Source organism: Sphingomonas sp. J315 (assembly GCF_024666595.1).
Taxonomy (GTDB): Bacteria; Pseudomonadota; Alphaproteobacteria; order Sphingomonadales; family Sphingomonadaceae; genus Sphingomonas.
Map to the genome: position 1 here is coordinate 2,527,686 of NZ_CP088296.1, position 25,548 is coordinate 2,553,233.

A 25,548-nucleotide genomic window follows, 5' to 3' on the forward strand; every position below is an offset into this window, starting at 1 on the left:
GCGGGGACATGCCCTCCCTCGACCCCTCCCGCAAGCGGGAGGGGAGTCAGGTAATTCGCAGTGCTTCCCGTGCCGCGTCGCAATCGCGCGCGATCTGCGCTTTCAGCGCGTCGATATCGTCATATTTGGCCTCGTCGCGCAGGAAGTCGACCAGCTGAACCTCGACCATCTGGCCATAAAGATCGCCCGAAAAATCGAAGAAATAGGGCTCGAGCCACTCGACCGGCGGGTCGAAGGTCGGCCGCACGCCCAGATTGGCGACGCCATCGACCACGCGCCCGTCCCCCAGCCGCGCCCGCACCGCATAAATCCCGTAACGCGGGCGCAGATAGCTGCCGAGCCGGATATTGGCGGTCGGATAGCCCAGTTCGCGGCCCAGCTTCGCGCCGCCCTCGACCTCGCCCAGAATCGCGAACGGCCGGGTCAGCAACGCCGCGGCCTCACGCGGACGCCCTTTGCGCAGCGCGTCGCGGATGCGGCTGGACGATACGATTTCGCCCTCCGCCGCGACCGGCAGGACGGTATCGACGCTGAACCCCAGCTCCGCGCCGAGCTCGGCCAGCACCGCGACATTGCCGTCGCGTCCCTTGCCGAAGGTGAAGTCCGCGCCGGTCACGACCCCGCCCGCGCCGATCAGCTCGACCAGCCGCTGCTGCGCGAATTCGTGCGCGGACAGCGAGGCGAGCGAACCGTCGAACTGGAACACCAGCATCGCGTCCGCCCCAGCCTGCGCAAACAATCGCGCACGCTGGTCCAGCGTCGTCAGGCGAAAGGGCGGGGTGTCGGGCCGGAAATGCCGCACCGGATGCGGGTCGAACGTCGCGACGATGACCGGACGCCCTTCATCGCGCGCACGCGCCACCGCACGGCCCACCACCGCCTGGTGGCCGCGGTGAAAGCCATCGAAATTCCCCAGCGCCACGATCCCGCCGCGCAGATGCCCGGGGGACCGAAGCCGCTCCGTCCAGCCGCTCCATCGGCGCGGCTATAGAGCTTGAGAAGAGACGTGCAAATCCTCCCCGGAACGGGGAGGGGGACCATGCGAAGTTGGAGGGGGCCCGAGGCAACGGAAACCCTTGCCTCGGGCCCCCTCCGTCAGCGCTGCGCGCTGCCACCTCCCCGTTCCGGGGAGGATTGTTTAATGCCGCTAAGGCGTCGTCACCGATGACCGGGACTGCCGCTCAGGTAGCTACGCCATATTTGTCGAGCCGAAGCTCAAACTCTTCCCGCAACTCCGGCCAGGCATCGAACGCTGGCTGCGTAACGCGCAATCCGATCTCAGCAAGCGCGCTCGCTACGCCGTTTCGAAGATCGGAATCTTCCGGCAGATGATGCTTCAAAATATCATATAGCCGGACCAGCTCGCGCGAGGCAGCGGTTCCGCCATTGGCCAAGATTCGGGCCATATCCTTGTCCATCTCGCCTCCTCTAATGCCCGTGACCGATCACTTTCCCGGCGCCATCCCCGCGCGCAGCACCCGCAGCACATTGCCGCCCATCACCTTGCCGATCTCCTCCGGCGTAAACCCGCGATCGACCAGCGCCTGGGTCACATAGACCAGCTGTGCCGTATCGAATCCGGTTGTCACCGCGCCGTCGAAATCCGACCCCAGCCCGACATGATCGATCCCCACCAGATCGCGGACATGCGCGATCGCCGCCGCGACCTTTTCCGGCTCGGTCCCGCAAATCGCCGCATCCCAGTAACCGATGCCGACCACCCCGCCGGTCTTCGCCACGCCGCGAATCTCGGCGTCGCTCAAGTTGCGGTTGACCTTGCACACCGCCTGCACCCCGCCGTGGCTCGAGACAACCGGGCGTTTCGCGATCTTCAGGATTTCGGCGACGCTGGCGTGGCTGGCATGGGCGATGTCTACGATCATGCCAAGTTGCTCCATCCGCGCAATCGTCTGGCGACCGAGCGGGGTCAGCCCGCCCTTCTTCTCGCCGTGCATCGACCCGGCCAGCTCATTGTCGAAGAAATGGACGAGGCCAGCCATGCGGAAGCCGGCGGTGTAGAGCCGGTCGATATTCTCGATCTTGCCCTCCATATTCTGTAGCCCCTCGATCGACAGCAGCCCGCCGACCGCCTTCTGCCCCGCCGCACGCGCGGCCAGCAGCGCATCGAGTTCGCCGGGCGACCGGATCACGTGCAACCGCCCCTCCGACCGCGCCGCCGCTCGCTCCAGCTTTTGCGCATGGAATAGCGAGCGTTCGAGAAGCGAGGTCCAGGTGCGCACCGGCTGCAACTGCGCGACCGTCAGCAGCGTGATATTGTCGGTCTCCGCGCTGTTCGCGTCGTAATTCTGCCCCTTCGGCGTCTTGGTCACCGACGAGAAGACCTGCAGCGCGACGTTGCCCTCGATCAGCCGGGGCAGGTCGACATGACCGCGATCCGCGCGCTCCAGTACGTCGCGTTTCCACAGCAGAGTGTCCTCATGCAGATCCGCGATCTGCAGACGTGCGTGTAATTGACGGGTGGAATCGGACACGACCGGCAACTTGGTCGCGACGACTTGATTCATCCCTTGTTCGACATATCCGGGGGCAAAAGCGAAAAAGGCGAACAACGCCACCGCGATCAGGGCAACCAGACCCCAAATCCATTTCCGCATCGCCCCATCCCCCCAGTCGTCATGCCGGACTTGTTCCGGCATCCACCGTGCCGCGCATCCGATCCGTTCGGGTTTTGCGACACCGTGGACCCCGGCACAAGGCCGGGGTGACGGACTAGAGGCGTTCGAGGGTGACGAAGCTATACGCCGGCCGCTCGCCCTCGGCCGGGTGATCCTCCCGCGCGACTTCACGCCACTCCGCTCCGAACGCCGGCACCACCGCATCCCCTTCGGGCGACGCATGCACCTCGGTCAGCTCGATCCGCCCGGCAAGATGCAGAAATAGCGCGAAAATCTCCGCCCCGCCGATCACCGCGACATCGCCGTCACCCGCAACTTCCAGCGCTTCGGCGACCGAATGCACCACCTCCGCCCCCTCGGCCCGCCAGGCGAGATCGCGGGTCAGTACGATGTGGCGGCGGCCGGGCAGGGGGCTCGGAAACCCCTCGAACGTCTTGCGCCCCATCACCATCGGCTTGCCCATGGTCTGCGCCTTGAACCGCTTCAGGTCGGCGGGCAGCCGCCAGGGCAGCGCGCCATCGACCCCGATCACCCCATTATCGGCCCGCGCCAGATGAAAGGTGATCAAACCGCCACCGCCCCCTTGATGTGCGGCTGCGCGACATAATCGTGCAGCGCAAAATCCTCGAATTCATAGGCGTCGATCGACGGCGGACGGCGCAGGATCTCGAGGCGGGGGAGCGGCCCCGGCGCGCGCGACAGCTGCAGTTCCGCCTGTTCGACATGGTTGGAATAGAGGTGGCAATCGCCCCCGGTCCAGATGAATTCGCCGACCTCCAGATCGCATTGCTGCGCCAGCATATGGGTCAGCAGCGCATAGCTCGCGATATTGAACGGCACGCCCAGAAAGATGTCGGCGCTGCGCTGATAGAGCTGGAGCGACAGCTTGCCGTTGGCGACATGGCACTGGAACAGGCAGTGGCACGGCGCCAGTGCCATCGCGTGCAATTCGCCCGGATTCCACGCCGAAACGATCATGCGGCGTGAGGCGGGGCTGGTCTTCAGCGTCTCGATCAGCTCCTTGATCTGGTCGATATGGCGGCCATCGGGCGCCTCCCAGTCGCGCCACTGCTTGCCATAGACCGGGCCGAGATCGCCATTCTCGTCCGCCCATTCGTCCCAGATGCTGACGCGGCGGTCCTGCAACCACTTCACATTGGTGTCGCCGCGCAGGAACCACAGCAATTCGATGAAGATCGACCGGATGTGCAGCTTCTTGGTGGTCAGCAGAGGAAACCCCTCGGACAGGTCGAAGCGCATCTGGTGGCCGAATACGCTGCGCGTCCCCACGCCGGTCCGGTCATCCTGCACCGCGCCGTCGCGCAGCGCGCGTTCCATCAGGTCGAGATATTGCCGCATGGCCGGAGCCTAGCGGAGCGCTCCGAAGCCGCCAAGCGTGGTCGCACCATTTTGGTGTGAAGTCCCTCCAAGTCGGACCCGGTTGCGCTCGACCCGCCAGCGCCACCGCGCAACCCTGCCACCATGGCCGGCGCGTGGTCCGCATTCTCCCCCGGAAGCTCCCCCGACGCGCTGGCCAGCCGGCTCGCGGCGGATATTGCGGGCGAGCCGCGCGAGGTCGCCGCCTTCGCCTTCTGCGATTCGCACGGCAATGTCATCGGCACGCGCCGGATCGAATCGCGATGCGCCGACTCGGTCGATCTGCCGCTGCGACGAATCGTGGCTGACGCGGTGCTGCTCGATGCCGCCCGCGTGGTGATGGCGCACAACCATCCGGCGGGCGAAGCCTGGCCCAGCCGCGCTGACCGCGATGTCACCGCCCGCCTCGCCCGCGCGCTCGCGGCAGTGGACACCCGGCTGGTTGATCATGTCGTGGTCGGACGCGACGGCGCAACGTGGAGCTTCCGCGCGGCAGGGTGGCTCTAGCGCTTACTCGTCGCCCATCGGCGTGCCGCTCGCCTTCCCGCTGGGGCGGTTGGGACAGGGCTTGATCGCGGACGGCTCGGGGCGCGGCCCTTCGGCCTTGAACATCGCGATATAGCCCCCCGCAGACGGCATGTCGCGGATCGACACCTGGCGATAGCCGACTGCGGCGAATTCGCATTTCAGCAACGCGGGAGGCGTCCCGTGATTCTCCGTTGCGCGGTCGGCATCGACCACCACGACCAGCCCGTCCGGGCGCAGCGAAGGCCGCATCCGCCACAGGAACTCATAGGGTTCCTCGATCTCATGATACATGTGCACCATGAATACACGGTCAAAACTGTTTTCGGGCAGTTTGGGATCGTTGGGCTCGCCCAGCCGCACGCTGACATTGTCGAGCCGGTCGCGCGCCACGCGTTGCGCCAGCGCATCGCGGACTTCGGGGACGATGTCCTGCGCCAGCACCCGGCCCTTGGCCCCGACGCGCGCGGCGAGGCGGACGGTGTAATAGCCTTCGCCTGCGCCGATATCGGCAACGGTCGTGCCGGGGCGAATTTCGGCAAGGTTCATCACCGTATCGGCCTCGTTCAGCCGGTCGCGCGCCTCTTCGGTCGACCAGCGCGACGACACGATCGGTGCAACCGGCCGGTCGGCGGCGGGAAAGCTGAGGTCTTCCCTCGGCTCGGGCTGGGGGCGCGGGCGCGTCTCGTCACACCCGGCGATCAGCAGCGCCGGGATCAGGATCAACGCAGCGCCGGCCAGTCTCAATCGACGTCCTCCACCTCGACCGTTTCGCCGGTCACGCGCTGTGATAGCGCAGCAGCCATGAACGGGTCGAGTGCCCCGTCGAGCACATCCGACGGTGCGGTGGACGTGACCCCGGTGCGCAGGTCCTTCACCAGCTGATAGGGCTGGAGGACGTAGCTGCGGATCTGGTGGCCCCACCCAATTTCGGTCTTGGCGGTATATTCGCCCAGCGCGGCTGCTTCGCGCTTGGCCAATTCGGCCTCGTACAGACGCGCCTTCAGCATGCCCATCGCGGTCGCGCGGTTCTTGTGCTGCGACCGGTCCTGCTGGCTGGCGACAATGATGCCCGATGGCACGTGCGTGATGCGCACCGCCGAATCGGTGGTGTTGACGTGCTGCCCGCCCGCGCCCGACGCGCGATAGGTATCGATCTTCAGGTCGCTCTCGTTGATCTCGATGTCGATCGAATCGTCGATCACCGGATAGACCCATACCGACGAGAAGCTGGTGTGCCGTCGCGCCGAGCTGTCATAGGGCGAGATGCGGACCAGGCGATGCACGCCGCTTTCGGTCTTGGCATAGCCATAGGCGTTCTCGCCCTTGATCAGCAGCGTGGCCGACTTGATCCCCGCCTGTTCGCCGGCGTGATAGTCCATCAGCTCGACCTTGAACCCATGGCGCTCGGCCCAGCGCGTGTACATGCGTTGGAGCATCTCGGCCCAGTCCTGGCTTTCGGTCCCGCCCGCGCCCGAATGGACTTCGAGATAGGTGTCGTTGGCGTCGGCCTCGCCCGACAGCAGCGCCTTGACCTTGTCCTCCTCGGCGCGCGCGGAGAGCGCGGCGAGCGCCTGCGTGCCCTCCACCGCCATCTCTTCGTCGCCCTCCGCCTCGGCCATTTCGATCAGTTCGCTGGTTTCAATGAGTTCGCGCTCGATCGCGCGGGTCGCGGTGATCGACTCGTCGAGGCGACGGCGCTCGCGCATCACGTCCTGCGCCTCCTTGGGCTTGTCCCACAGGGTCGGATCCTCGACGCGCGCGTTCAACTCGTCGAGCCGCCGCAACGCTTTGTCCCAGTCGATGAAGCGGCGCAGTAAGGCGAGCGCGGCGTTGATCTTGTCGGCATGTGCCTGCGCTTCGGCGCGCATCGTAAAAACCTTTCAAGTTAAACCGTCACCCCAGCGAAAGCTGGGGTCTCAAGCCGCAAGCGCGCGGCGTGAGGCTGGAGGCCCCAGCTTTCGCTGGGGCGACGATATAGTGCCGCTAGTAGATTCCGCCCTCGCGTTGCAAGAAGTCGCTGTCGCGCGGCCCTTCCTGGCGCACCGCTTTCTTCTTCACCTCGGCCTTGGGCGCTTCCTCCTCGCCGCGGGTGCGACGACGCGGTTCGCTCTCGGGCTTGAACGCTTCCCAGATCACTGCGCCCTTGGGGTCGGTCCCGGGCCAGGCCCCGAACACGCGCTTGCCGGTGGTGCGGTCGATGCGGACCATGCGGACCCCGGCGGGCGCGGTAAAGGGAAGAACGTCCTCCTTCTCCAGCGCCTTTTGCGCGAATGCCTTGTAGATCGGTGCGGCGATGGTCCCGCCCTGCGCATAGCCGCCCAGATTGGTCGGCGTGTCATAGCCCATATAGAGGCCGGCGATCATCTGTGGCGTGCCGCCGATGAACCACACGTCGCGCGGGCCGGACGAGGTGCCCGTCTTGCCCATGATCGGTCGGCCGAGGTCGCGCAGCACCGTGGCGGTGCCGCGCTGGATCACGCCCTCGGTAATATGGACCATCTGGTAGGCGCTCATCGCGTCGAGCACCTGGCGCGCGCGATTGATCGGGCGCGGCATCGGCTTGCCGTCCCAATCGGGCATGTTGCACCGATCGCAGGGCCGCCAGTTCTCCGGCCACACTACCTTGCCCTGCCGGTTCTGGACGAAGTCGATCAGCGTCGGGTTGAGTGCGCGGCCGTGATTGACCAGGATCGAATAGGCGTTGACCATCCGCATCACCGTCGTCTCGCCCGCGCCCAGCGCATAGGACAGGTACGGCGGATATTTCTGCTGGCTGACGCCCATCCGCTGCATCAGGTCGACGACCTTGTCCATGCCGGTCTGGTTCGCCGCCTGCACGGTCATCAGGTTGCGCGACTGCTCGATGCCCCAGCGCATCGTGCGCGGTCCCGCACCGCGCGTGTTGCCGAAGTTGCGGAAGCATTTCTCGCCCAGCGCCGCGCCCTGCCACACGCAAAACGGGCCATCGACGATGATCGACGCCGGAGTCATCCCGTTTTCCAGCGCGGCCGCATAGACGATCGGCTTGATCGTCGATCCTGGCTGGCGCTGGGCCTGGGTCGCGCGGTTGAACGCCTGCACCGTCGCGTCGAACCCGCCCTGCATTGCCAGGATGCGGCCGGTGCGCGGATCCTCGACCACCATGCCGCCCGAAATCTTGGGAACCGAACGCAGGCCGAACACCCCGCCTTCCGGCGCCACCGCGATCACGTCGCCGGGCTTCAACGCGGCGAAAGCAGTGCCGCCCTTGCCACGTACCGGCATCTGTGCCCCGCCGCGCGGGAGTATGCCGGTCGCGCCATCGCCAAATCCGATCTGGGCGCTGCCGGCGCTCTTGAAATGACGATCGCCGCGCGCCAATCCTCATAATCGAGGTCGATGTTGGTATTGAGCAGCGCGCTGCGCCAATTGTCGCCGCTGATGTCCTGCTCACGCATCGGCCCGGACCAGCCGCGCCCGCGATCATAGCGGATCAGTCCGTCGCGCAGCGCCTTTTGCGCCGCTTTTTGCAGCTCGGGATCGAACGAGGTGCGCACCCAAAGCCCGCCCGAATAGACGCTGTACGGTCCCGACTCCTCATTCTCGCCGAATCGGTCGATCAACTGACGGCGCACTTCCTCGATGAAATAGCCGCCGAGCGGGTCGGTCTTCGGTGTCTTGCGCGGGACGGCACCCAGCGGCGCGGCGACTGCGGCGTCATGCTGCGCCTGATCGATATAGTCGTTTTCGAGCATCTGCCCGAGCACCCAGTTGCGCCGCTCGATCGCGCGCGCCTCATGGCGTTCGGGCATATAGTTGCTCGGCCCCTTGGGGAGGATCGCCAGATAGGCGAATTGGGGGACGGTCAGCTCGCGGACGCTCTTGTCGAAATAGGCATTGGCCGCCGCCTCGACCCCGAACGCATTCCGCCCCAGCGCAATCTGGTTGAGGTAAAGTTCAAGGATCTGCTCCTTGGACAGCGAGCTCTCGATGCGGAACGCCAGGATCGCCTCGCGCGCCTTGCGAACATAGCTCACCTCATTGGTCAGCAGCAGATTCTTTGCCACCTGTTGCGTGATCGTGGAGGTGCCGCGCGGCGTCTCGCCACTGGTCAATCCCTGCCACGCGGCGCGAACAAGCCCGGGATAATCAACGCCGCTGTGCCGGAAAAACGTCTTGTCCTCCGCCGACAGGAACGCGCCGACCATTAGCTTGGGATATTCCTCGAACGACAGTTCGACCCGGCGGTCGCGGGCATAGCTGCGCAGCGGCGTGCCGTCACCCGCGCGGATATTGGTGGGTAGCGGCGGCTCATAGGTCCGCAGCTTGTCGACCGAGGGCAGGTCGCGCAGGAACAGCGCCCAGAGCGCAATTGTCGCGATCCCGGCGAGCAGGGCCAGCCAGGCCAGTACCTTGAACCACCAGGTGCGGCGAATCCGGGCAAAGCGATCGCCGACATCCTCGCGCGTGAATTTGAGCGTGAAATTGGGTTGGGTCTGGTCCGCCATTGCGCGCGGGGTTTAGCAGGATATCGCCGCCTTGCCAGCGGGGGATGCGATGGGGTGAGGGGGGAGTTCTGATTCGGTCGGGCAATCCGAACCGGTCGCGGCACGGGCGCGCTCTCCCACCCGGCCACCCATCGATGATACCTTGTGGGTGGCCGGGTGGGGGAGCGCGCCGGTGCCGCTCGGCACAGCCGACAGCAACTAGCGCGCCGCCATCCGCGTGGCGAAATGGATCGCTACAGCGCGGTCGACGCTCTGCGCCACGCGCCGCCGTCCATCCTCGGTCTTGAGCAACGCGACGTCATTGGCGTTGGAGATATAGCCAGCCTCGAACAGGATCGATGGCATGTCCGGCGCCTTGAGCACCAGCAGCGACGCCATGCGATGCGGGTTCTCCTTGACCGGGATCAGCCCCTGTGCCTCCCGCCCCAGCAGCCGCGCGAACTTGGCCGATGCGTTCATCGTCTCGCGCTGGGTCAGGTCGATCAGGATCGACGACACGTCGCGATTCGTCCCCGCCAGGTCGATGCCGGCGAGGATGTCGGACTTGTTCTCGCGCGCCGCCAGCCGTGCGGCTTCCTTGTCGGATGCCACTTCGGACAGGGTATAGACCGTTGCCCCGCTCGCCCCGGGATGCAGCGCGGCGTCGCAATGGACCGAGATGAACAACGCTGCGCCCAGCGTGCGCGCGATCTCGAACCGGTCGCGGTGGAGCAGATAGCGGTCATCCTCCCGCGTCAGCGCGACGCGCACCCGGCCCGAAGCGACCAGTTCGTCGCGGATCGCCTTGGCGATCTTGAGCGCAAGTTCCTTCTCCTGGATGCCGTCGGCGGAGATCGCGCCTGGATCATGGCCGCCATGACCCGGGTCGATCACCACCAGCGGGCGATCGTCGTCCGCGCCATAGATTCTCGGCATCGCAAAGGGCATCGGCTTCGGCGGCACCGGCACCGATACGCTATAGCTGTGACGGCTCGAAGCGCGCGCGAAACTGAACGGCGGCAGGAAGCTCAGTCGGCCTTCTGCGGCGGCGCGGGCGAAGCGTGCCTCGTCCACCGTGCGCAGCTCCAGCGTCAGTGTCGAACCATCGGCACCGAACTTGCCCTCGGTCACGATTGCCGGGCGGGCAAGGTCGAATACGATGCGCGCGCCGTCGCCCTGCACCGCCTGGCGCACCGCTGCAACGGGACCGCGTGGCTGGTCGGGCGCGGCACCGGGACGCGCACCCATCAGGTCGAGCGCGATCCGGTTCGGACCCGCAAGGACGAAGCTACTGGCACCTGCGACGCGCTCGTCGAATCGGATCACGATCCGGTTCGACTGCATGTCGATGGCACGAATTGTTCCGGCCCAACTCGGCGCGCCGTTTAGAAAGCCGGCGAGGAGGGCAAGAAATAAAGACACCCGGGCGATATGCCGCGCCGGGCTGGGGGGGGTCCAGCCCAAAAGCATGCATTGGTACTCACAAAAATAAGTCTCCCTGACCCGTGCTGGATAATCGGGTGGTCCTTCCGGCACGGTGAAGCGGTGCGGTTAATTCCGGATTCGGCATCTTTTTGCCGACAGGCGGCAATCAATTGCCGCGTGTGCGCCTTGATGATGGCTGGCACGCAAATTGTTGCCGCGCAGGTCCGCCGATGCTAGGCATCCCGGCGACCGAAACCCAATTTGGGTCAATTCGGTATCCATCGCCGGCCCCACTTGGCCCGGTAATTCAGGTTGACGCTGCATGAGGCAATTTCCGTCCATCCCGCATCGCACTGCTCAGGCGGTCGCGCGCGAGGCGGCGGAGGCGGGCACCCACGGGTCCGGCCGTGCCAATGCAGCAGAGGCATCACCAAACCCCTGCGCCCCCATTTTGACGGGGCGCAATCTTGTTCGCGCGCCGCGGCTGACACCCGCCTGGCGCGCCCGGAGACCAAATAATGACCATGCGTATGCTGATCGACGCACGCCACCGGGAGGAAACCCGCGTGGCTGTCGTCAAAGGAAATCGAATCGAGGAGTTTGATTTCGAGAGTGCCGAGCGAAAGCAGCTCAAGGGGAATATCTATCTTGCCAAGGTGACCCGCGTCGAACCGTCGCTTCAGGCGGCGTTCGTCGAATATGGCGGCAATCGTCATGGCTTCCTGGCGTTCAGCGAAATCCACCCCGATTACTACCAGATCCCCAAGGAAGACCGCGACGCGCTGCTGCGCGAAGAGGCCGAGCACGCCGCCGAGGAGGCTGCCCTCCGCGAGGCTGATGACGGCGACGATCACGACCATGAGGACGAGGACGGCGACTTTGAGGTGATCGAGCGCCCGTCCGACGAGGATGAGGATGGTGCCGAAGCCGGCGAGTCCGAAGGCGAGGGCGAAGAGGGCAAGGGTGGCGGTCGCCGCCGCCGTGGACGCAAGGGCAGCGACGATCAGGTCGAGGCGCTGCGCCAGCGCCGCATGAACCTGCGCCGCCGGTACAAGATTCAGGACGTGATCCGTCGGCGCCAGGTGCTGCTGGTTCAGGTCGTCAAGGAAGAGCGCGGCAACAAGGGTGCGGCGCTGACCACCTATCTGTCGCTCGCGGGCCGCTACTGCGTGCTGATGCCCAACACCGCGCATGGCGGCGGGATCAGCCGCAAGATCAGTTCGGCCGCCGATCGCAAGCGCCTGAAGACGATCATGGCGGACCTCAAGCTGCCGCCCTCGATGGGCTGCATCGTCCGCACTGCGGGGCTTCAGCGCACCAAGACCGAGATCAAGCGCGACTTCGACTATCTCGCCCGGCTGTGGGACGAGATCCGCGAAAAGACGCTGCAATCCTCCGCGCCCGCTCTGGTCTATGGCGACAGCGATCTGATGAAGCGCGCGATCCGCGATATCTATAACAAGGACATCGACGAGGTGATCGTCGAGGGCGATGACGGCTATCGCCAGGCCAAGGACTTCATGAAGCTCCTGATGCCGAGCCACGCCAAGAAGGTGAAGCATTACAGCGACGCCGTGCCCTTGTTCCAGCGCGCCGGGGTCGAGGAGCAATTGTCCGCGATGTACCACCCGGTGGTGCAGCTGAAGTCCGGCGGCTACCTCGTCATCAACCCGACCGAGGCTTTGGTGTCGATCGACATCAACTCGGGCCGCTCGACCCGCGAACATTCGATCGAGCAGACCGCAACGGCCACCAACCTCGAAGCCGCGCAGGAAATCGCGCGCCAGCTGCGGTTGCGCGACATGGCCGGTCTCGTCGTGATCGACTTTATCGACATGGACCATTCGTCCAACGTCCGGAAGGTCGAGAAGGCGATGAAGGAGGCGCTCAAGAACGACCGCGCCCGCATCCAGGTCGGTCGCATCTCGGCGTTCGGTCTGATGGAGATGAGCCGCCAGCGGCTGCGCACCGGCGTGCTCGAAGCCAGCACGCGCCAGTGCCCGCATTGCGAGGGCACCGGCCTGGTCCGCACCGCATCGTCGGCGGGCCTGTCCGCGCTGCGCCTGATCGAGGATGAGGCCGCGCGCGGTCGCGGGTCGCACATCACGCTGCGCTGCAGCCAGGAAGCGGCCTTCTACGTCCTCAACAACAAGCGCGCCGACATCGCCGAGATCGAGGATCGCTACGGCGTCCGCGTCGAAATCCTGTCGGACGGCGAACTGGAAGGCGCGCGCATGTCGGTCGAGGCGAGCGGGCCGCCGCCTGCGCACGCGCCGAAGTTCGCGGCCGCGATCCAGGAGATCGAGGACGATTTCGTCGAGGAAATCGACGAAGAGGAAGAAGAGGAGGAAGAGGAGGTCGAGGCGCGCGCCCCGCGTGAACGTCGCGACCGAGGCGAGTCCGAGGGCGATGGACGCAAGCGCCGTCGCCGCCGCCGTGGTCGTCGCGGACGCCGCGAGGATGGCGACGGCCCGCAGGATGCCGAGAGCGAGCGGGATTCCGACGCAGAGGGCGCGGACGAAGCTGGCGAGGGCGAGGATGCGCCTGCTGCCGAAGTTTCGACTGCCGACGAGGCGGGCGAAGGCCGCAAGCGCCGTCGCCGCGGGCGCCGTGGCGGACGTCGCGGCAATGGCGGTGGCGAGGACGGCGTCGGCGAGGCTCGTGACGAAGCCGATGTCGAGGCCGATGCGGTCGTCGATGCGCAGCCCGAGGCCGAACCGGTTGCCGAAGAAGCGCCGGCCAAGCCCAAGCGCAGTCGCCGCAAAAAGGCCGATGCCGCGCCGGTGAGCGAGGCTGCCGAGACCGTCGAGGCCGTTGCTGTTGAAGCTCCGGTCGAGCTTTCGGTCGCCGAGGAGGCTCCTGCCAAGCCGAAGCGCAGCCGCCGCAAGAAGGGCGAAGAGGCTTCGGTCGCCGACGCCGCCCCCGCCGAGGTGGCGGTCGCCGAGGTCGTGGAGGCTCCGGTCGTCGAAGAGGCACCGGCCAAGCCCAAGCGCAGCCGTCGGAAAAAGGCCGACGAAGCCCCTGCCGCCGTAGTGCAGGATCTTGTGCCCGCAGCCGATGATGTGGAGACCGTTCCGGCCGCAGCCGAAGGCGAGCCTGCCGAGGCCGGTGTCGGCGAAGGCGGCGAGGACGGCAGCGCGCCGCGCCGCGGTGGCTGGTGGCAGCGTACCTTCGGGGCCTGATCGCGAATACAGGGGCGGGGGGCGCTGGACGCTCCCGCCCCTTTTCCATCCCCCCTCTTTCATCGCCGGTTCATGCCGCCCCGGCCACCGCATCGCCGATGCGTCCGGTCACGCCGACCGTTGATCGCGGGGAAAAATCCGCCATGATGCCGCCGATGAAGCGCCTTGTATCCCTGTTCGCGCTGCTGCTGTTGTGCGTCACCAGCCCGGCCTATGCCCAATCGATCCTGCGCGATGCGGAGACCGAGGCGTTGCTTGCCGACATGTCGCGCGACATCATCAAGGCGGCGAACCTCTCGCCCGCCAATGTCCGCATCGTCCTGATCAACGACCAGTCGATCAACGCCTTCGTCGCGGGCGGGCAGACGGTCTATCTCCATTCCGGCCTGATCGACGCCGCCAGCAGCGCCAATGAGGTACAGGGCGTGATCGCCCACGAACTCGGCCATATTACCGGCGGACATGTCTCGTTGAGCGACCGGATGGGCAAAGGCGCCACCGGAATCACAATCCTCAGCCTGCTCCTCGGCGCGGCGGCGATGGCGGCGGGCTCTGCAGATGCCGGCATGGGGTTGATGCAGCTTGGCCAGCGCGCGGCGCTTGGCAGCTACCTCGCCTTCAGCCGCGCGCAGGAGGCGACGACCGACGCCGCCGGGGTCAAATATCTGTCGGGCGCGGGCGTCAGCGGCCGCGGCATGCTGGACTTCTTCAAGAAGTTGCAGCAGCAGGAGTATCGCTGGGGACTGAAGCGCGGTAGCGACACCAGCTATGTGATGAGCCACCCGATGTCGGGGGGATCGCATCGCGACGCTGACCGCAGACCTCCAGGCCGATCCGGCGTGGAGCAAGCCCAATGACCCGCAGATCGAGGCGCGGTTCAAGCGCGTTCAGGCCAAGCTGCGTGGCTATGTTGCCGAACCCAAGGACACGCTTCGCCGCTATCCGGCCACCGACACGACGGTCGTCGCGCGCTACGCCCGCGCCTATGCCTATCATCTCGGCGGCTATCCCAGGGAAGCGGCGGGCGAGGCGGCGGCATTGGTCCGCGCCGAGCCGCAAAACCCCTATTTCCTTGAGCTGGAGGGGCAGATACTGCTCGAATCCGGCAAGCCGCGCGATGCGCTCGCGCCGCTGCGCGCGGCGACGACGCAGACCAATTTTCAGCCGCTGATCGCCACCACTTTCGGGCACGCATTGCTCGCAACCGAGGATGCGACGCATCTGGAAGAGGCAGAGCGGGTGCTGCGTCAGGCGGTGGTCCGCGACAAGGAAAACCCCTTCGCCTGGTATCAGCTCGGCATGCTCTATGAGCGCAAGGGCGATAGCGCGCGCGCTGCACTCGCTACGGCCGAACGGGCCAGCATGATGGGCGACTACGGCCGCGCGATTCCCAGCGCGCAGGCGGCGATGGCGGGGCTGCCACAGGGCACCCCTGACTGGATCGCGCGCAGGACATCGTCATGGCGGGCCAGGCGATGATGCAGGACAGGAAGCGCAAGTGATCGAGAAACTGGCGAAAAGCCCGCTGGCGCTGGCCGGCACTTTGGTGCTGTCCGGTGTAGTCGGCGGTCTTGTGGTGATCGGTATGCAGGCGCTCGTCACCGACCAGGCTCCGCGCGACGACAAGGCGATCGGTCAGGTCGTCCGCGATTATGTCCTCGAAAACCCCGAAATCCTGCCCGAGGCGATGAAACGATTGCAGGAGCGCGAGAGCGGCAAGGCGGTCGCCGCCAACCGCGCCGCGATCTTCGACGCCTATGCCGGCGCGTGGGAGGGCAATCCATCGGGCGACGTCACGGTGTCGGTGTGGATGGATTATGCCTGCGGCTATTGCCGTGCCAGCCTGCCGATCATCGCCCGGCTGGTGGCGGAAGACCCCAAGCTGCGCATCGTCTATCGCGAGCTTCCGGTGCTGAGCGAGGGCAGCCGCGTCGCCGCCTATTGGGGTCTTGCCGCCGCCGAGCAGGGCAAGTTCAAGCCGTTCCACACTGCGCTCTATTCGGGCGGGCAATTGAGCCAGGCGTCGATCGCCGCCGCCGCCGCCGCCGCGGGGCTGGACACGGCCCGCGCCCAGCAGTCGATCGGTAGCGACCGGGTCGAGGCGGAGGTCGCGCGCAACCTCGACACCGCCGGCAAGCTCGGCGTCACCGGCACCCCCAGCTGGGTGATCGGCGATCAGGTCATCTCGGGCATGGTGCCGTATGAAGTTCTGAAGCAAGCCGTCGAAGCCGCGCGCAAGCCGGCGAAATAATCGTCCCGCCCTTGTCGGGTTCCGGCTTCGTTCCTAGATGCCCGGCTCCACATGCAGGGGGCCGTGCATGCAGCCTATTCTTTCCGTCCGCGGTGTCAGCAAGACCTATGCTTCCGGGCATCGGGCGCTGGGTGCGGTCGATCTCGACATCAACAAGGGTGAGATTTTCGCGCTGCTCGGCCCGAACGGCGCGGGCAAGACGACGCTGATCAGCATCATCTGCGGCATCGTGACGCCCAGCTCAGGTACGATCACCGTCGGCGGGCACGATACGATTGCGCAGGCGCGCGCTGCGCGGATGATGATCGGGCTGGTGCCGCAGGAATTGTCGGTCGACATGTTCGAAACCGTGCTGGCCACCACGCGCTACAGCCGCCGCCTGTTCGGCCGCCCTGGTCATGACGCCTATATCGAGCAGGTGCTGAAGGACCTGTCGCTATGGGACAAGCGCAACTCCAAGATCATGGAATTGTCGGGCGGGATGAAGCGTCGCGTGCTGATCGCAAAGGCGCTGGCGCATGAGCCGGAAATCCTGTTTCTCGACGAGCCAACCGCTGGTGTCGACGTCGAACTGCGACGTGACATGTGGAAGCTGGTCCACCGGCTGCGCGAACGCGGCACGACGATCATCCTGACCACCCATTATATCGAAGAGGCCGAGGAAATGGCCGACCGGGTGGGGGTGATCAACAAGGGCGAGCTGCTGCTGGTCGAGGACAAGGCGGTGCTGATGAAGAAGCTGGGCAAGCGCGAGATGGACATCGCGCTGGTGGAGCCGATGATGACCGTTCCGGCAGAGCTGAACGAATGGCATTTGACCCTGACCGACGAGGGGACGCGGCTGCGCTACACCTTCGACGCGCAGGCCGAGCGGACCGGCATCCCGTCGCTGCTGCGCAAGCTTGCCGAACTGGGCATCGCGTTCAAGGATCTCGACACGTCGAAATCGAGCCTGGAGGACATCTTCGTCGACCTTGTAGCCGCGAAGCGTGAGGAGGTGGCGGCATGACCGGGTTCAACCATCACGGCGTGTGGGCGATCTATCGCTTCGAGATGGCGCGTGCGCTGCGCACCTTGGGGCAGAGCCTGGTCACGCCAGTGATCACCACCGCGCTCTATTTCGTCGTGTTCGGCGGCGCGATCGGGTCGCGGATGCAGGAGCTCGACGGGGTGTCCTATGGTACGTTTATCGTGCCGGGCCTGATCATGATGAACCTGCTCCAGCTGTCGATCTCCAACGCGTCGATCGGCATCTACTTCCCCAAATTCACCGGCACGGTCTACGAACTGCTCTCCGCCCCGGTCACGGCGATCGAAATGGTGATTGGCTATGTCGGCGCCGCGGCGACCAAGTCGATCGCGATCGGCCTCGTCATCCTGTTCACCGCGATGGTGTTCGTCGACGTGCCGATCGCGCATCCGTTCGTGATGCTGGCGATGCTGGTGCTGACCGCGGTCACCTTTTCGATGCTCGGCTTCATCATCGGAATCTGGGCCAAAGGGTTCGAGCAATTGAGCTTCGTCCCCGCGCTGATCGTCACACCGCTGACCTTCCTCGGCGGCGCCTTCTACACGATCAACATGCTGCCCGAACCGTGGCGCACCATCAGCCTCGCCAACCCGGTCGTCTATCTGGTCAGCGGTTTCCGCTGGGCGTTCTTCGACAAGGGCGATGTCGCGATCGGGGTGAGCCTGGGCTTCACCGCAGCGTTCCTGTTCCTGTGCCTCGGCGTGATCGGCTGGATCTTCAAGACCGGCTGGCGGCTGAAGAACTGACGGGAACCAGCAGCGGCCGCAGCACCAGCGCGTTGAGGTTCAGCAGCGCATGGACAAGCATCGCAAACCATAGCTGGCTGGTGGCGAGGTAGAGGATCGTGAGCGTCACGCCGACCAGCGCCGACGCCGCGACTCCTGCCCAGCCCTGATAGCGATGGGCATAAGCAAACAGCGCGGTAGCGAGCGCCATGCCGAGCAGCGCATCGCCCGAAACCCGGGCTACGAACAGCGGCAGGGCGAGGCGGAAGAACAGCTCCTCGACCACGCCGGCGGTAATGCCCAGCGCGGCGGTCCAGCCGGTTTCGCCGGGGGTGCGGGGAAGCAGGGCGGCGAATTTGCCCGACATCAGCTGGCGTTTGCCCTGCCGCGCGCGCCACCATTGGATGCCAAGCCCGATCACCGCCCCGCACGCAAATCCGGCGAGCACCGCGATCTTGAGATGCAGGACATTGCCCCCAAATCCGGCGATCTGGCGCGCGGGCGGAATCAGCGGCGCAAACTCCGGCGGAAGCACCTCGATGGCATCCCATCTGCTCGCGACCAGCAGCGCCGCCACCGCGCTCGCCCCAAACGCCAACGGCGCGCGGCGCATCCAGCGGCGATAGCTGGCGATCCGGTCGGCGGGCGCGCGCCCGCTGCGATCACCCCGGACGTACCAGATATACGCGCCGACCAGCGCAATCAGCAGCGCGACGTCGAGCGGCGCGACGGACGGGATTGCGCCCATCAACCGATGCGATGCTCGCCCTTGACCCAGCGCACCGTGCCGGAACTGGCGCGCATCACCACGCTCTCGGTGGTCATCTTGTCCTTCTTGCGCTTGACGCCCTCCAGCAGCGACCCGTCGGTCACGCCGGTCGCGGCGAAGATACAGTCGCCCTTGGCCAGTTCCGACAGGTCGTACTGCTTGTCGAGATCGCTGATGCCCCATTTGCGGGCACGGGCACGCTCATCCTCATTGCGGAACAGCAACCGGCCCTTGAACTGGCCGCCGACACAGCGCAGCGCGGCACAGGCCAGTACGCCCTCCGGTGCGCCGCCCTGGCCCATATAGACGTCGATCGTGGTGTCGGGATCGGTGGTCGCGATCACCCCCGCGACGTCGCCGTCGCCGATCAGCACCACGCCGCACCCCAGCGAGCGCAGCTCGGCGATCAGCTTTTCATGGCGCGGACGGTCGAGCACACAGGCGATGATCTCGCGCGGCTCGACGCCCTTGGCCGCAGCGATGGCCTTGATGTTTTCGGTCACCGATTTGTCGAGGTCGATCACCTCGGGCGGATAGCCGGGGCCGACCGCGATCTTGTCCATATAGACGTCGGGGGCGTTGAGCAGATTGCCCTCTTCTGCGATGGCGAGGACGGCAAGACTGTTCGGACCCGCCTTGGCGCAGATGGTGGTTCCTTCCAGCGGATCGAGCGCGATGTCGATCTTTGGCCCCTTGCCGGGGGCCGAGCCAACCTTTTCGCCGATGAACAGCATCGGTGCCTCGTCGCGCTCGCCCTCGCCGATCACCACGGTGCCGTCCATGTACAGTTCGTTGAGTGCGGCGCGCATCGCCTCGACGGCGGCGGCGTCTGCGGCCTTTTCGTCACCGCGTCCGACCAAGGTCGATGCAGCGATGGCAGCGGCTTCGGTCACCCGGACCATTTCTAAGACAAGGACGCGGTCGAGAAGCTGACTGGCGGTCTGCATGGGTTGGGCGGTCCTCTATCTGGCTGTTTCATCGGGGCGATAGGTGCGTGCGCCGGGCTTGTCGATGCCCGCCAACGCTGTCATCGCGACCAAATTCGCATGGGCCGCACGATTGGTAACGCCGGATACCGACTCGTTGACGCAATCCATCTTGCAGTGCAGCACGCGCGCATGGCCAGTGCACCCCCGATCACCAACAATCCCGATGTCCGTTTCCTCGGTCGCGTCCTGGGCGACGTGATCCGCGCCTATGGCGGCGATGCGTTGTTCCGGCGGATCGAATATATCCGGTCGGCGTCGGTCGACCGGCATCGCGGGATCGCGGGCGCGGACTCGATCGACCCGGGCCTCGACAGCCTGAGCCTCGACGAGACGCTCGATTTCGTGCGCAGCTTCATGCTGTTCTCGATGCTCGCCAACCTCGCCGAGGATCGGCAGGGGATCGCCGCCGAGCCGGGCGCCGACATCGAGCATGCCGTGGCCAAGCTCAAGGAACATGGCATCGGCCGCGAGCGGATCGCCGAGCTGCTCGCCGATGCGCTGGTCGCCCCGGTGCTGACCGCGCACCCGACCGAGGTGCGGCGCAAGTCGATGCTCGACCACCGCAACCGCATCGCAGAGCTGATGCGGCTCAAGGATGCGGGCGTCGCCGAAACCCCTGACGGCGATCTGGTCGATGAGGCGATCGTGCGGCAGGTGGCATTGCTGTGGCAGACGCGCGTGCTGCGGTTCGAACGGCTCTATGTCGCCGACGAGATCGAGAATGTGCTGTCCTATCTGCGCGACGTGTTCCTGCCGACCCTGCCCGCGCTCTATGCCCGTTGGGATCGGGCTTTGGGCAGCCGCGTCCCCGCCTTTCTGCGCCCGGGCAACTGGATCGGCGGCGACCGTGACGGCAACCCGTTTGTTACCGCCGATTCGATGCGCCTCACAATGGCGCGCTCGGCGGAGACGGTGCTGGCTTACTATCTCGACTCGGTCCACGCACTCGGGGCCGAGCTGTCGATCTCCAGCCGCCATGCCGAGATCGACGCCGGGGTCGCGGCGCTGGCCGAAGCAAGCGGCGACGATGCCGCGAGCCGCAGCGACGAACCCTATCGCCGCGCGCTCTCGGGCGTCTATGCGCGCCTAGCCGCCACCTATCGCGACCTGACCGGCAAGCCCGCTCCGCGCCCCGGCCCGTTGAGAGGCGAGCGCTATGCCGATCCCGCCGCATTCCGTGCCGATCTGTCGGCCATCGCCAAGGGACTGGCGGCGCATGGCGGTGAGACGCTGGCATCCAGTGGGTCGCTCGGCCGGCTGATCCGCGCGGTCGATATCTTCGGCTTTCACCTCGCCACGCTCGACATGCGTCAGAACAGCGCGGTGCATGAGCGCATGGTCGCGGAATTGCTCAAGGTGGCGGGGGTCGAGGCGGACTATGCCGCGCTCGACGAGGACGCACGCATTGCGCTGCTTCGCCGCGAGCTCGCCAGCCCGCGCCCGCTGACCAGCCGCTATGCCGATTACTCGGACGAGACCGCGTCGGAACTGGCGATCGTCCATGCCGCTGCCGAAGTCCATGCCAGATACGGACGCGCCGCGATTCGCCAATATATCGTGTCGATGGCGCAGTCGGTGTCGGACCTGCTCGAAGTCCATGTCCTGCTCAAGGAAGCCGGACTCTATACTCCCGGCGAGCCGGCACAGGCGCACATCATGGCAGTACCACTGTTCGAGACGATCGGCGATCTCGACGCCGGGCCGGACATCATGCGCGCCTGGTTCGCGCTGCCCGAGGTCGCAGCGATCGCGGGCAAGCGCGGGCATCAGGAAGTGATGATCGGATATTCCGACTCGAACAAGGACGGTGGCTACCTCACCTCGACCTGGGGGCTGAGCAAGGGATCGACCGCGCTGCGCCCGGTGTTCGAGGAGGCGGGAATCGGCATGCAGCTGTTCCACGGCCGCGGCGGCGCGGTCGGGCGCGGCGGGGGATCGTCCTTTGCGGCGATCCAGGCGCAGCCGCCCGGAACGGTTCAGGGCCGCATCCGCATCACCGAACAGGGTGAGGTGATCGCTGCGAAATATGGCACGCGGGAAAGCGCGCAGACCAACCTCGAGGCGATGGCGTCGGCAACCCTGCTCGCCAGTCTCGAGCCGCAGCGTCTGTCGGAGGGCGACGCCGCGCGGTTCGAAGGCGCGATGGAACAGCTCTCGACCACCGCGTTCAAGGCGTATCGCGATCTGGTCTATGGCACCGAGGGCTTCACCACCTTCTTCCGCCAGCTGACCCCGATCGCCGAGATCGCTGGCCTCAAGATCGGCAGCCGCCCGGCGAGCCGCAAGAAGAGCGACGCGATCGAGGATCTGCGCGCGATCCCCTGGGTGTTCAGCTGGGCACAGGCGCGCGTCATGCTGCCAGGCTGGTATGGCGTCGGTCAGGCGCTCGCGGCGTTCCCCGACCGGGGGCTGCTGCGCGAGATGGCGGCGGGCTGGCCGCTCTTCGCCTCGACGCTGGCGAATATGGAAATGGTGCTCGCCAAGTCCGACATGGGCATCGCCGGGCGCTATGCGGCTTTGGTCGAGGATCGCGCGCTCGCCGATACGATCTTCGGACGCATCCGCGAGGATTGGCAGCGCACGCATGACCAGCTGCTCGAAGTGACGCGCCAGACGCGGTTGCTGGAGAAGCACCCCGCGCTCGAAACCTCGATCAAGCTGCGCCTGCCCTATATCGAGCCGCTCAACCTGCTCCAGGTCGAACTGCTCAAGCGCCACCGCGCGGGTGAGACCGACCCCAAGATCGAGCAGGGCATTTTGCTGTCGATCAACGCCATCGCGACCGCGCTGCGCAATTCGGGCTGATCAGATCTCCCCGGAACGGGGAGGGGGACCAGCCGAAGGCTGGTGGAGGGGCCCGAGGCATCGGAATCGCTTGCCTCGGGCCCCTCCGTCAGCGCTGCGCGCTGCCACCTCCCCGTTCCGGGGAGGACTTAGGTCTCCAGAAACGGCGCGGCGATTTCCGGCCGCACCCGTACCAGCCGTCCGGTGGCGCGGTCGAGCATCGCCCAGGTCGACACCGCCTCCACCTTCACCCTGCCATCGGTGCCGGTGAAGCGCATATGGCGGTCGAAGCGCGCGCCCTTGGGCGGATCGGGGACCCAGGTTTCGCCGACCACCGTCTCGCCCGCATTCACATTGCCGCGATAGTCGATCTCGTGCCGGGTCACGACCCAGACATAGGCGTCGCGATGCTCGGGCGGGGCTACCGCAGCCCAGTGTGACACCGCCACATCCTGAATCCAGCGGACCCAGACTGCGTTGTTGACATGGCCCAGCTCGTCAATGTCGTCGGGCTGGGCCGTGATGCTCTTCGTAAAGCGCGTCATGACTTGACGTTAACGGCAACCTTGCTGCGCTGCAAACAGGACTTGGCGTCAGTCGAACTTCATCCGCTCATGGCCGACAAAGCCGAGCTTGGTGACGCCCGCATGCTTGATCACCGCGAGGATGGCGTCGAAGCGTTCATAGCGCGCCGCTTCGTCGGTCTTGATCAGCAACGCGGTGTCGGCACCGACTCCGGATTTGAGCAGCACGGGGAGCTGGGCATCGGTGATCTCGCGCGCCGTCCCAGAACAGCGATCCATCGGCGGCGATGTCGAGGCGGTTGGGCAGGGATGGCTGAGCCTGCGTCTCCCCCTGCGGCAGGTCGACCGGAACCTTGTGCGTCATGCTCGGGATGGTGACGATCAGCATGATGAGCAGGACCAGCATCACGTCGATCAGCGGGGTGATGTTGAGCGCGCTGAACGGCTCGGCGTCGTCGCGGCTGCGATAGGCAAGTGCACGGGGCATCGATACCTCCTCTCGTTAAGAGATGATGTATCATGCCATAATTGGAACGGCGTGCAAGCCGTTAACAGCTCTCATATTTCCAGTGGCGCTTCTTGCCCTCGCGGATCCAGCCAATCGCTTCGGCGACGCGCCTGTCGCGCGTTGCGTCGCGCTTCGCGTCGGCGATCCAGTCGCAATAGTCGCGGCGCGCGCCGGGCGGAAAGGCATCGAACTTCGCTGCCGCCTCGGGATCGCGGGCGAGTGCTTCGGAGAGCGCGGGCGGTACCTCTGCCTCGGGCTTGGCTTCCTTTGCCGTGCGTTTGGGAATTGCGCCCGACTCGATCAGCGCCACCGCCTCGCGCACCTGGGCTTCCATTACGGCGGCGTCGGGCAGGTCGGCGAGCGAGGCGATCCGGCCGAACTGGCCCATCGCTTCGCCTTCCTTGCCCGTTTCCATCGCGTCGCGATACCAGAAGCCAAAGCTCGCATGCGCCTTGAACGCGGCCATATGCGCAAGCGGGCGGCCTTCATGGCTGAACGCGGGCATGCTCCACTTGATGCCTTCCTCGACATCGGGGCAGGCGGCGTGGACGCGATCGCGCAACCAGATCAGGATCGGCTGCGCGAATGCGGCCTGTTTGTCGATGTAGGCGTCGATCCGCGGGTCTCTGGTCATGCGCGGCTCCTCCCGCCGCCATGCTCCGCCCGCGCCGGTCGCGAGTCAATCGGATGGTGGTCAGGGAACGATCGAGTCGTCGTCCTCGTCGTCGGCCGCCTCGCCAGTCTCAGGGTCGTCGGCGAGTTCCATGACTTCGTCCTCCGGATCGTCAGCGTCGATGTCCTGACCCAGATCGGGGTCGAGATCGGTCACCAACAGACCGTCCCCCGGCCCGCCAACCGTCGCCTCCAAGATCTCGGCGCGCTGGCTCTCGTCATAGCCGTCCTCGTCATAGCCGTCGTCGCCCGTTCCATGTCCGGGCACCTGGTGACCACCCATCGCCATCTCCTTGCATCCATCCTGAAGACGCGAACGGCGGGCGGGCGCGGCTGGTTCCGCGATGTGCGACGAGCGGCTTCAGTTGCGGCGAAACAACTTGCCGCGCTCGGTCACGAAGACAATGGCCAGCGCCGTCAGGCCGAGCGTGGTGAAGCCAATATACAGCGGAACTGTCGATCCGTCGAATGCCTGGCCGATTACCGCGCCTAGCACCGCTGCACCCAGGGTCGCGATGAACCCCTGAAGGCTCGACGCACGTCCGGCGATCTCGCCCATATTTTCCATCGCCATGGCGGAGAAGTTCGAATTGGCGAGCCCCATCGCCGCCATCATCGGCGCCTGGAGGACGATAAACGTCACCAGCGTCTCGCCATAAAGCAGGATGATCGCGAGGTGGATCGCAGCGAGGAGAGTCGTGACGACGATCGCGAGGTGCGACAGGAACCGCATCCCGAATCGCATCACCAGCCGCGAATTGGCGAATGCGCTTGCCGCCATCAGCCCGGCGATCGATGCGAACACGACGGTGAGCAGCTCGGGCCGCTTGAACACGTCGTAAACGATCTGCTGGATCGATCCGATGAATGCGAAAAAGCAGCCGGAGATCGCGGCTGTGGCAAAGGTGTATCCCACCGCCCACCGGTCCCGAAACATGATGCGATAGCCGCGCCAGATCTCCTTGAGGTCGAGCCGATTCACCGACTGCGGGTCCAGCGTCTCGGGCATCCGCCACAGGAACCAGCCCAGCACCAGCGCCGAAACAATGCCGATCCCGCCAAAGATCAGCCGCCACGACCCGAAGATCATCACCATCAGCTGGCCCCAGGCCGGGGCCAGCACCGGCACGATCATGAAGGTCATGAACGCAAGGCTCATCACCCGCGCCATTGCCCGCCCCTGAAAACAGTCGCGGACCAGTGCCACGGTGACGACGCGCCCCGCTGCGACCGCAGCCCCGCTCGCGGCTCGCGCGATCAGCAGCAATTCGAAGCTGCCCGCCACTGCGGCGACCAGATTGGTGACGACATAGAATGCCAGCGCGATGCCGATCACGGGCTTTCGCCCGAAGCGATCGGCGAGCGGGCCGTGGATCAATTGCGCCACCGAGAAGCCCAGCATGAAGGCGGTGATCACATATTGGCGGTGATTCGGCTCGCTTACCCCAAGCTGGTCGGCGATGGCGGGCAAGGCGGGGAGCATCGCATCGATCCCCAGCGCGGTCAGCGCCATGATCGACGCGATCAGCGCCACGAACTCGCCCATCGGGATGGGCGACCGGTTTTCCGGAGCGGCGGTTTCGAGGTGGGGCGTACGCGCGTCCATGCGGCTGCCCATGCCGCATCGCAATCAGCACGTCACCCCCGCCATTTGACGCGCTCGCAAAACCACGATAGTGTAT

21 protein-coding genes and 3 pseudogenes are annotated in these 25,548 nt (G+C 66.0%); 7 read left to right on the forward strand and 17 right to left on the reverse strand.

Going from position 1 to position 25,548, the window contains the following annotated elements:
- Nucleotides 1-46 precede the first annotated feature (46 nt).
- From LRS08_RS12955 to LRS08_RS12975, 5 genes and pseudogenes are all read right to left on the reverse strand, one after another.
- Nucleotides 47-977 (reverse strand): annotated as a pseudogene (locus tag LRS08_RS12955) (bifunctional riboflavin kinase/FAD synthetase).
- Between the two features lie 204 nt (nt 978-1,181).
- Complete coding sequence (locus tag LRS08_RS12960; RefSeq protein ID WP_257843306.1) at nt 1,182-1,418, reverse strand: hypothetical protein; 237 nt, start codon at nt 1,416-1,418, stop codon at nt 1,182-1,184.
- A gap of 27 nt (nt 1,419-1,445) precedes the next feature.
- Nucleotides 1,446-2,615, reverse strand: a complete 1,170-nt coding sequence (locus LRS08_RS12965; RefSeq protein ID WP_257843305.1) for a dipeptidase — start codon at nt 2,613-2,615, stop codon at nt 1,446-1,448.
- Between the two features lie 115 nt (nt 2,616-2,730).
- Nucleotides 2,731-3,204, reverse strand: coding sequence for a dihydrofolate reductase (locus LRS08_RS12970; protein WP_257843304.1), 474 nt, complete (start codon nt 3,202-3,204; stop codon nt 2,731-2,733).
- On the reverse strand, nt 3,201-3,995 hold the full coding sequence (locus LRS08_RS12975) for a thymidylate synthase (protein WP_257843303.1): 795 nt from the start codon (nt 3,993-3,995) through the stop codon (nt 3,201-3,203). Before LRS08_RS12975 ends, LRS08_RS12970 begins: the two co-directional genes overlap by 4 nt.
- A gap of 123 nt (nt 3,996-4,118) precedes the next feature.
- Here LRS08_RS12975 and LRS08_RS12980 point away from each other — a divergent pair, with 123 nt between their 5' ends.
- Nucleotides 4,119-4,520: a JAB domain-containing protein gene (locus tag LRS08_RS12980; RefSeq protein WP_260480809.1), complete on the forward strand. Its 402-nt coding sequence runs from the start codon at nt 4,119-4,121 to the stop codon at nt 4,518-4,520.
- A 3-nt stretch (nt 4,521-4,523) separates the two neighbouring features.
- On the opposite strand, the gene LRS08_RS12985 is transcribed toward LRS08_RS12980, so the two are convergent.
- The 4 genes and pseudogenes from LRS08_RS12985 to LRS08_RS13000 form a co-directional block, all read right to left on the reverse strand.
- A complete protein-coding gene (locus LRS08_RS12985; RefSeq protein ID WP_374581235.1) occupies nt 4,524-5,240 on the reverse strand; it encodes a class I SAM-dependent methyltransferase in 717 nt (238 codons plus the stop codon).
- Between the two features lie 41 nt (nt 5,241-5,281).
- Entirely contained in the window at nt 5,282-6,409 is a 1,128-nt protein-coding gene (gene prfB / locus LRS08_RS12990; RefSeq protein ID WP_257843300.1) for a peptide chain release factor 2, read from the reverse strand.
- 115 nt (nt 6,410-6,524) lie between these two features.
- Nucleotides 6,525-9,028, reverse strand: a pseudogene (locus LRS08_RS12995) (penicillin-binding protein 1A).
- 198 nt (nt 9,029-9,226) lie between these two features.
- Entirely contained in the window at nt 9,227-10,477 is a 1,251-nt protein-coding gene (locus tag LRS08_RS13000) for an N-acetylmuramoyl-L-alanine amidase (RefSeq protein ID WP_312026616.1), read from the reverse strand.
- A 473-nt stretch (nt 10,478-10,950) separates the two neighbouring features.
- On the opposite strand from LRS08_RS13000, the gene LRS08_RS13005 reads away from it, so the two are divergent.
- The 5 genes and pseudogenes from LRS08_RS13005 (at nt 10,951) to LRS08_RS13025 (ending at nt 17,641) form a co-directional block, all read left to right on the forward strand.
- The gene (locus LRS08_RS13005) at nt 10,951-13,614 is read left to right on the forward strand and encodes a ribonuclease E/G (protein ID WP_257843297.1); all 2,664 of its coding nucleotides are present in this window, start codon (nt 10,951-10,953) and stop codon (nt 13,612-13,614) included.
- A gap of 155 nt (nt 13,615-13,769) precedes the next feature.
- Nucleotides 13,770-15,116 (forward strand): annotated as a pseudogene (locus LRS08_RS13010) (M48 family metalloprotease).
- On the forward strand, nt 15,113-15,865 hold the full coding sequence (locus LRS08_RS13015) for a DsbA family protein (protein ID WP_260480811.1): 753 nt from the start codon (nt 15,113-15,115) through the stop codon (nt 15,863-15,865). The pseudogene LRS08_RS13010 and the gene LRS08_RS13015 overlap by 4 nt, the downstream one beginning before the upstream one ends.
- 67 nt (nt 15,866-15,932) lie before the next feature.
- Nucleotides 15,933-16,874, forward strand: coding sequence for an ABC transporter ATP-binding protein (locus tag LRS08_RS13020; protein WP_257843295.1), 942 nt, complete (start codon nt 15,933-15,935; stop codon nt 16,872-16,874).
- Nucleotides 16,871-17,641 carry an ABC transporter permease gene (locus LRS08_RS13025; protein WP_257843294.1) on the forward strand — a complete coding sequence of 257 codons (771 nt, stop codon included), beginning with the start codon at nt 16,871-16,873 and terminating at the stop codon, nt 17,639-17,641. The genes LRS08_RS13020 and LRS08_RS13025 overlap by 4 nt, the downstream gene beginning before the upstream one ends.
- Here LRS08_RS13025 and LRS08_RS13030 read toward each other — a convergent pair.
- Together LRS08_RS13030 and glpX are read right to left on the reverse strand one after the other, a co-directional pair.
- Complete coding sequence (locus LRS08_RS13030; protein WP_257843293.1) at nt 17,613-18,368, reverse strand: CPBP family intramembrane glutamic endopeptidase; 756 nt, start codon at nt 18,366-18,368, stop codon at nt 17,613-17,615. The two genes, LRS08_RS13025 and LRS08_RS13030, sit on opposite strands and share 29 nt — an antisense overlap.
- Nucleotides 18,368-19,336, reverse strand: coding sequence for a class II fructose-bisphosphatase (gene glpX / locus LRS08_RS13035; protein WP_260480812.1), 969 nt, complete (start codon nt 19,334-19,336; stop codon nt 18,368-18,370). The genes LRS08_RS13030 and glpX overlap by 1 nt, the downstream gene beginning before the upstream one ends.
- Nucleotides 19,337-19,507: 171 nt before the next feature.
- On the opposite strand from glpX, the gene ppc reads away from it, so the two are divergent.
- Nucleotides 19,508-22,183 carry a phosphoenolpyruvate carboxylase gene (gene ppc, locus LRS08_RS13040; RefSeq protein ID WP_260480813.1) on the forward strand — a complete coding sequence of 892 codons (2,676 nt, stop codon included), beginning with the start codon at nt 19,508-19,510 and terminating at the stop codon, nt 22,181-22,183.
- 128 nt (nt 22,184-22,311) lie between these two features.
- Here the strand turns inward: ppc and LRS08_RS13045 are convergent, their stop codons facing one another.
- From LRS08_RS13045 to LRS08_RS13070, 6 genes are all read right to left on the reverse strand, one after another.
- Nucleotides 22,312-22,707, reverse strand: coding sequence for a thioesterase family protein (locus tag LRS08_RS13045; RefSeq protein WP_257843291.1), 396 nt, complete (start codon nt 22,705-22,707; stop codon nt 22,312-22,314).
- Nucleotides 22,708-22,755: 48 nt separating this feature from the next.
- Nucleotides 22,756-22,878 carry a hypothetical protein gene (locus LRS08_RS13050; RefSeq protein WP_260480814.1) on the reverse strand — a complete coding sequence of 41 codons (123 nt, stop codon included), beginning with the start codon at nt 22,876-22,878 and terminating at the stop codon, nt 22,756-22,758.
- On the reverse strand, nt 22,844-23,173 hold the full coding sequence (locus LRS08_RS13055; RefSeq protein WP_260480815.1) for a biopolymer transporter ExbD: 330 nt from the start codon (nt 23,171-23,173) through the stop codon (nt 22,844-22,846). The genes LRS08_RS13050 and LRS08_RS13055 overlap by 35 nt, the downstream gene beginning before the upstream one ends.
- A gap of 61 nt (nt 23,174-23,234) precedes the next feature.
- The gene (locus tag LRS08_RS13060) at nt 23,235-23,828 is read right to left on the reverse strand and encodes a YdeI/OmpD-associated family protein (protein WP_257843289.1); all 594 of its coding nucleotides are present in this window, start codon (nt 23,826-23,828) and stop codon (nt 23,235-23,237) included.
- A gap of 60 nt (nt 23,829-23,888) precedes the next feature.
- Entirely contained in the window at nt 23,889-24,149 is a 261-nt protein-coding gene (locus tag LRS08_RS20100; protein ID WP_308222963.1) for a DNA primase, read from the reverse strand.
- A gap of 78 nt (nt 24,150-24,227) precedes the next feature.
- A complete protein-coding gene (locus LRS08_RS13070; protein WP_257843288.1) occupies nt 24,228-25,484 on the reverse strand; it encodes a multidrug effflux MFS transporter in 1,257 nt (418 codons plus the stop codon).
- Nucleotides 25,485-25,548: the final 64 nt, after the last annotated feature.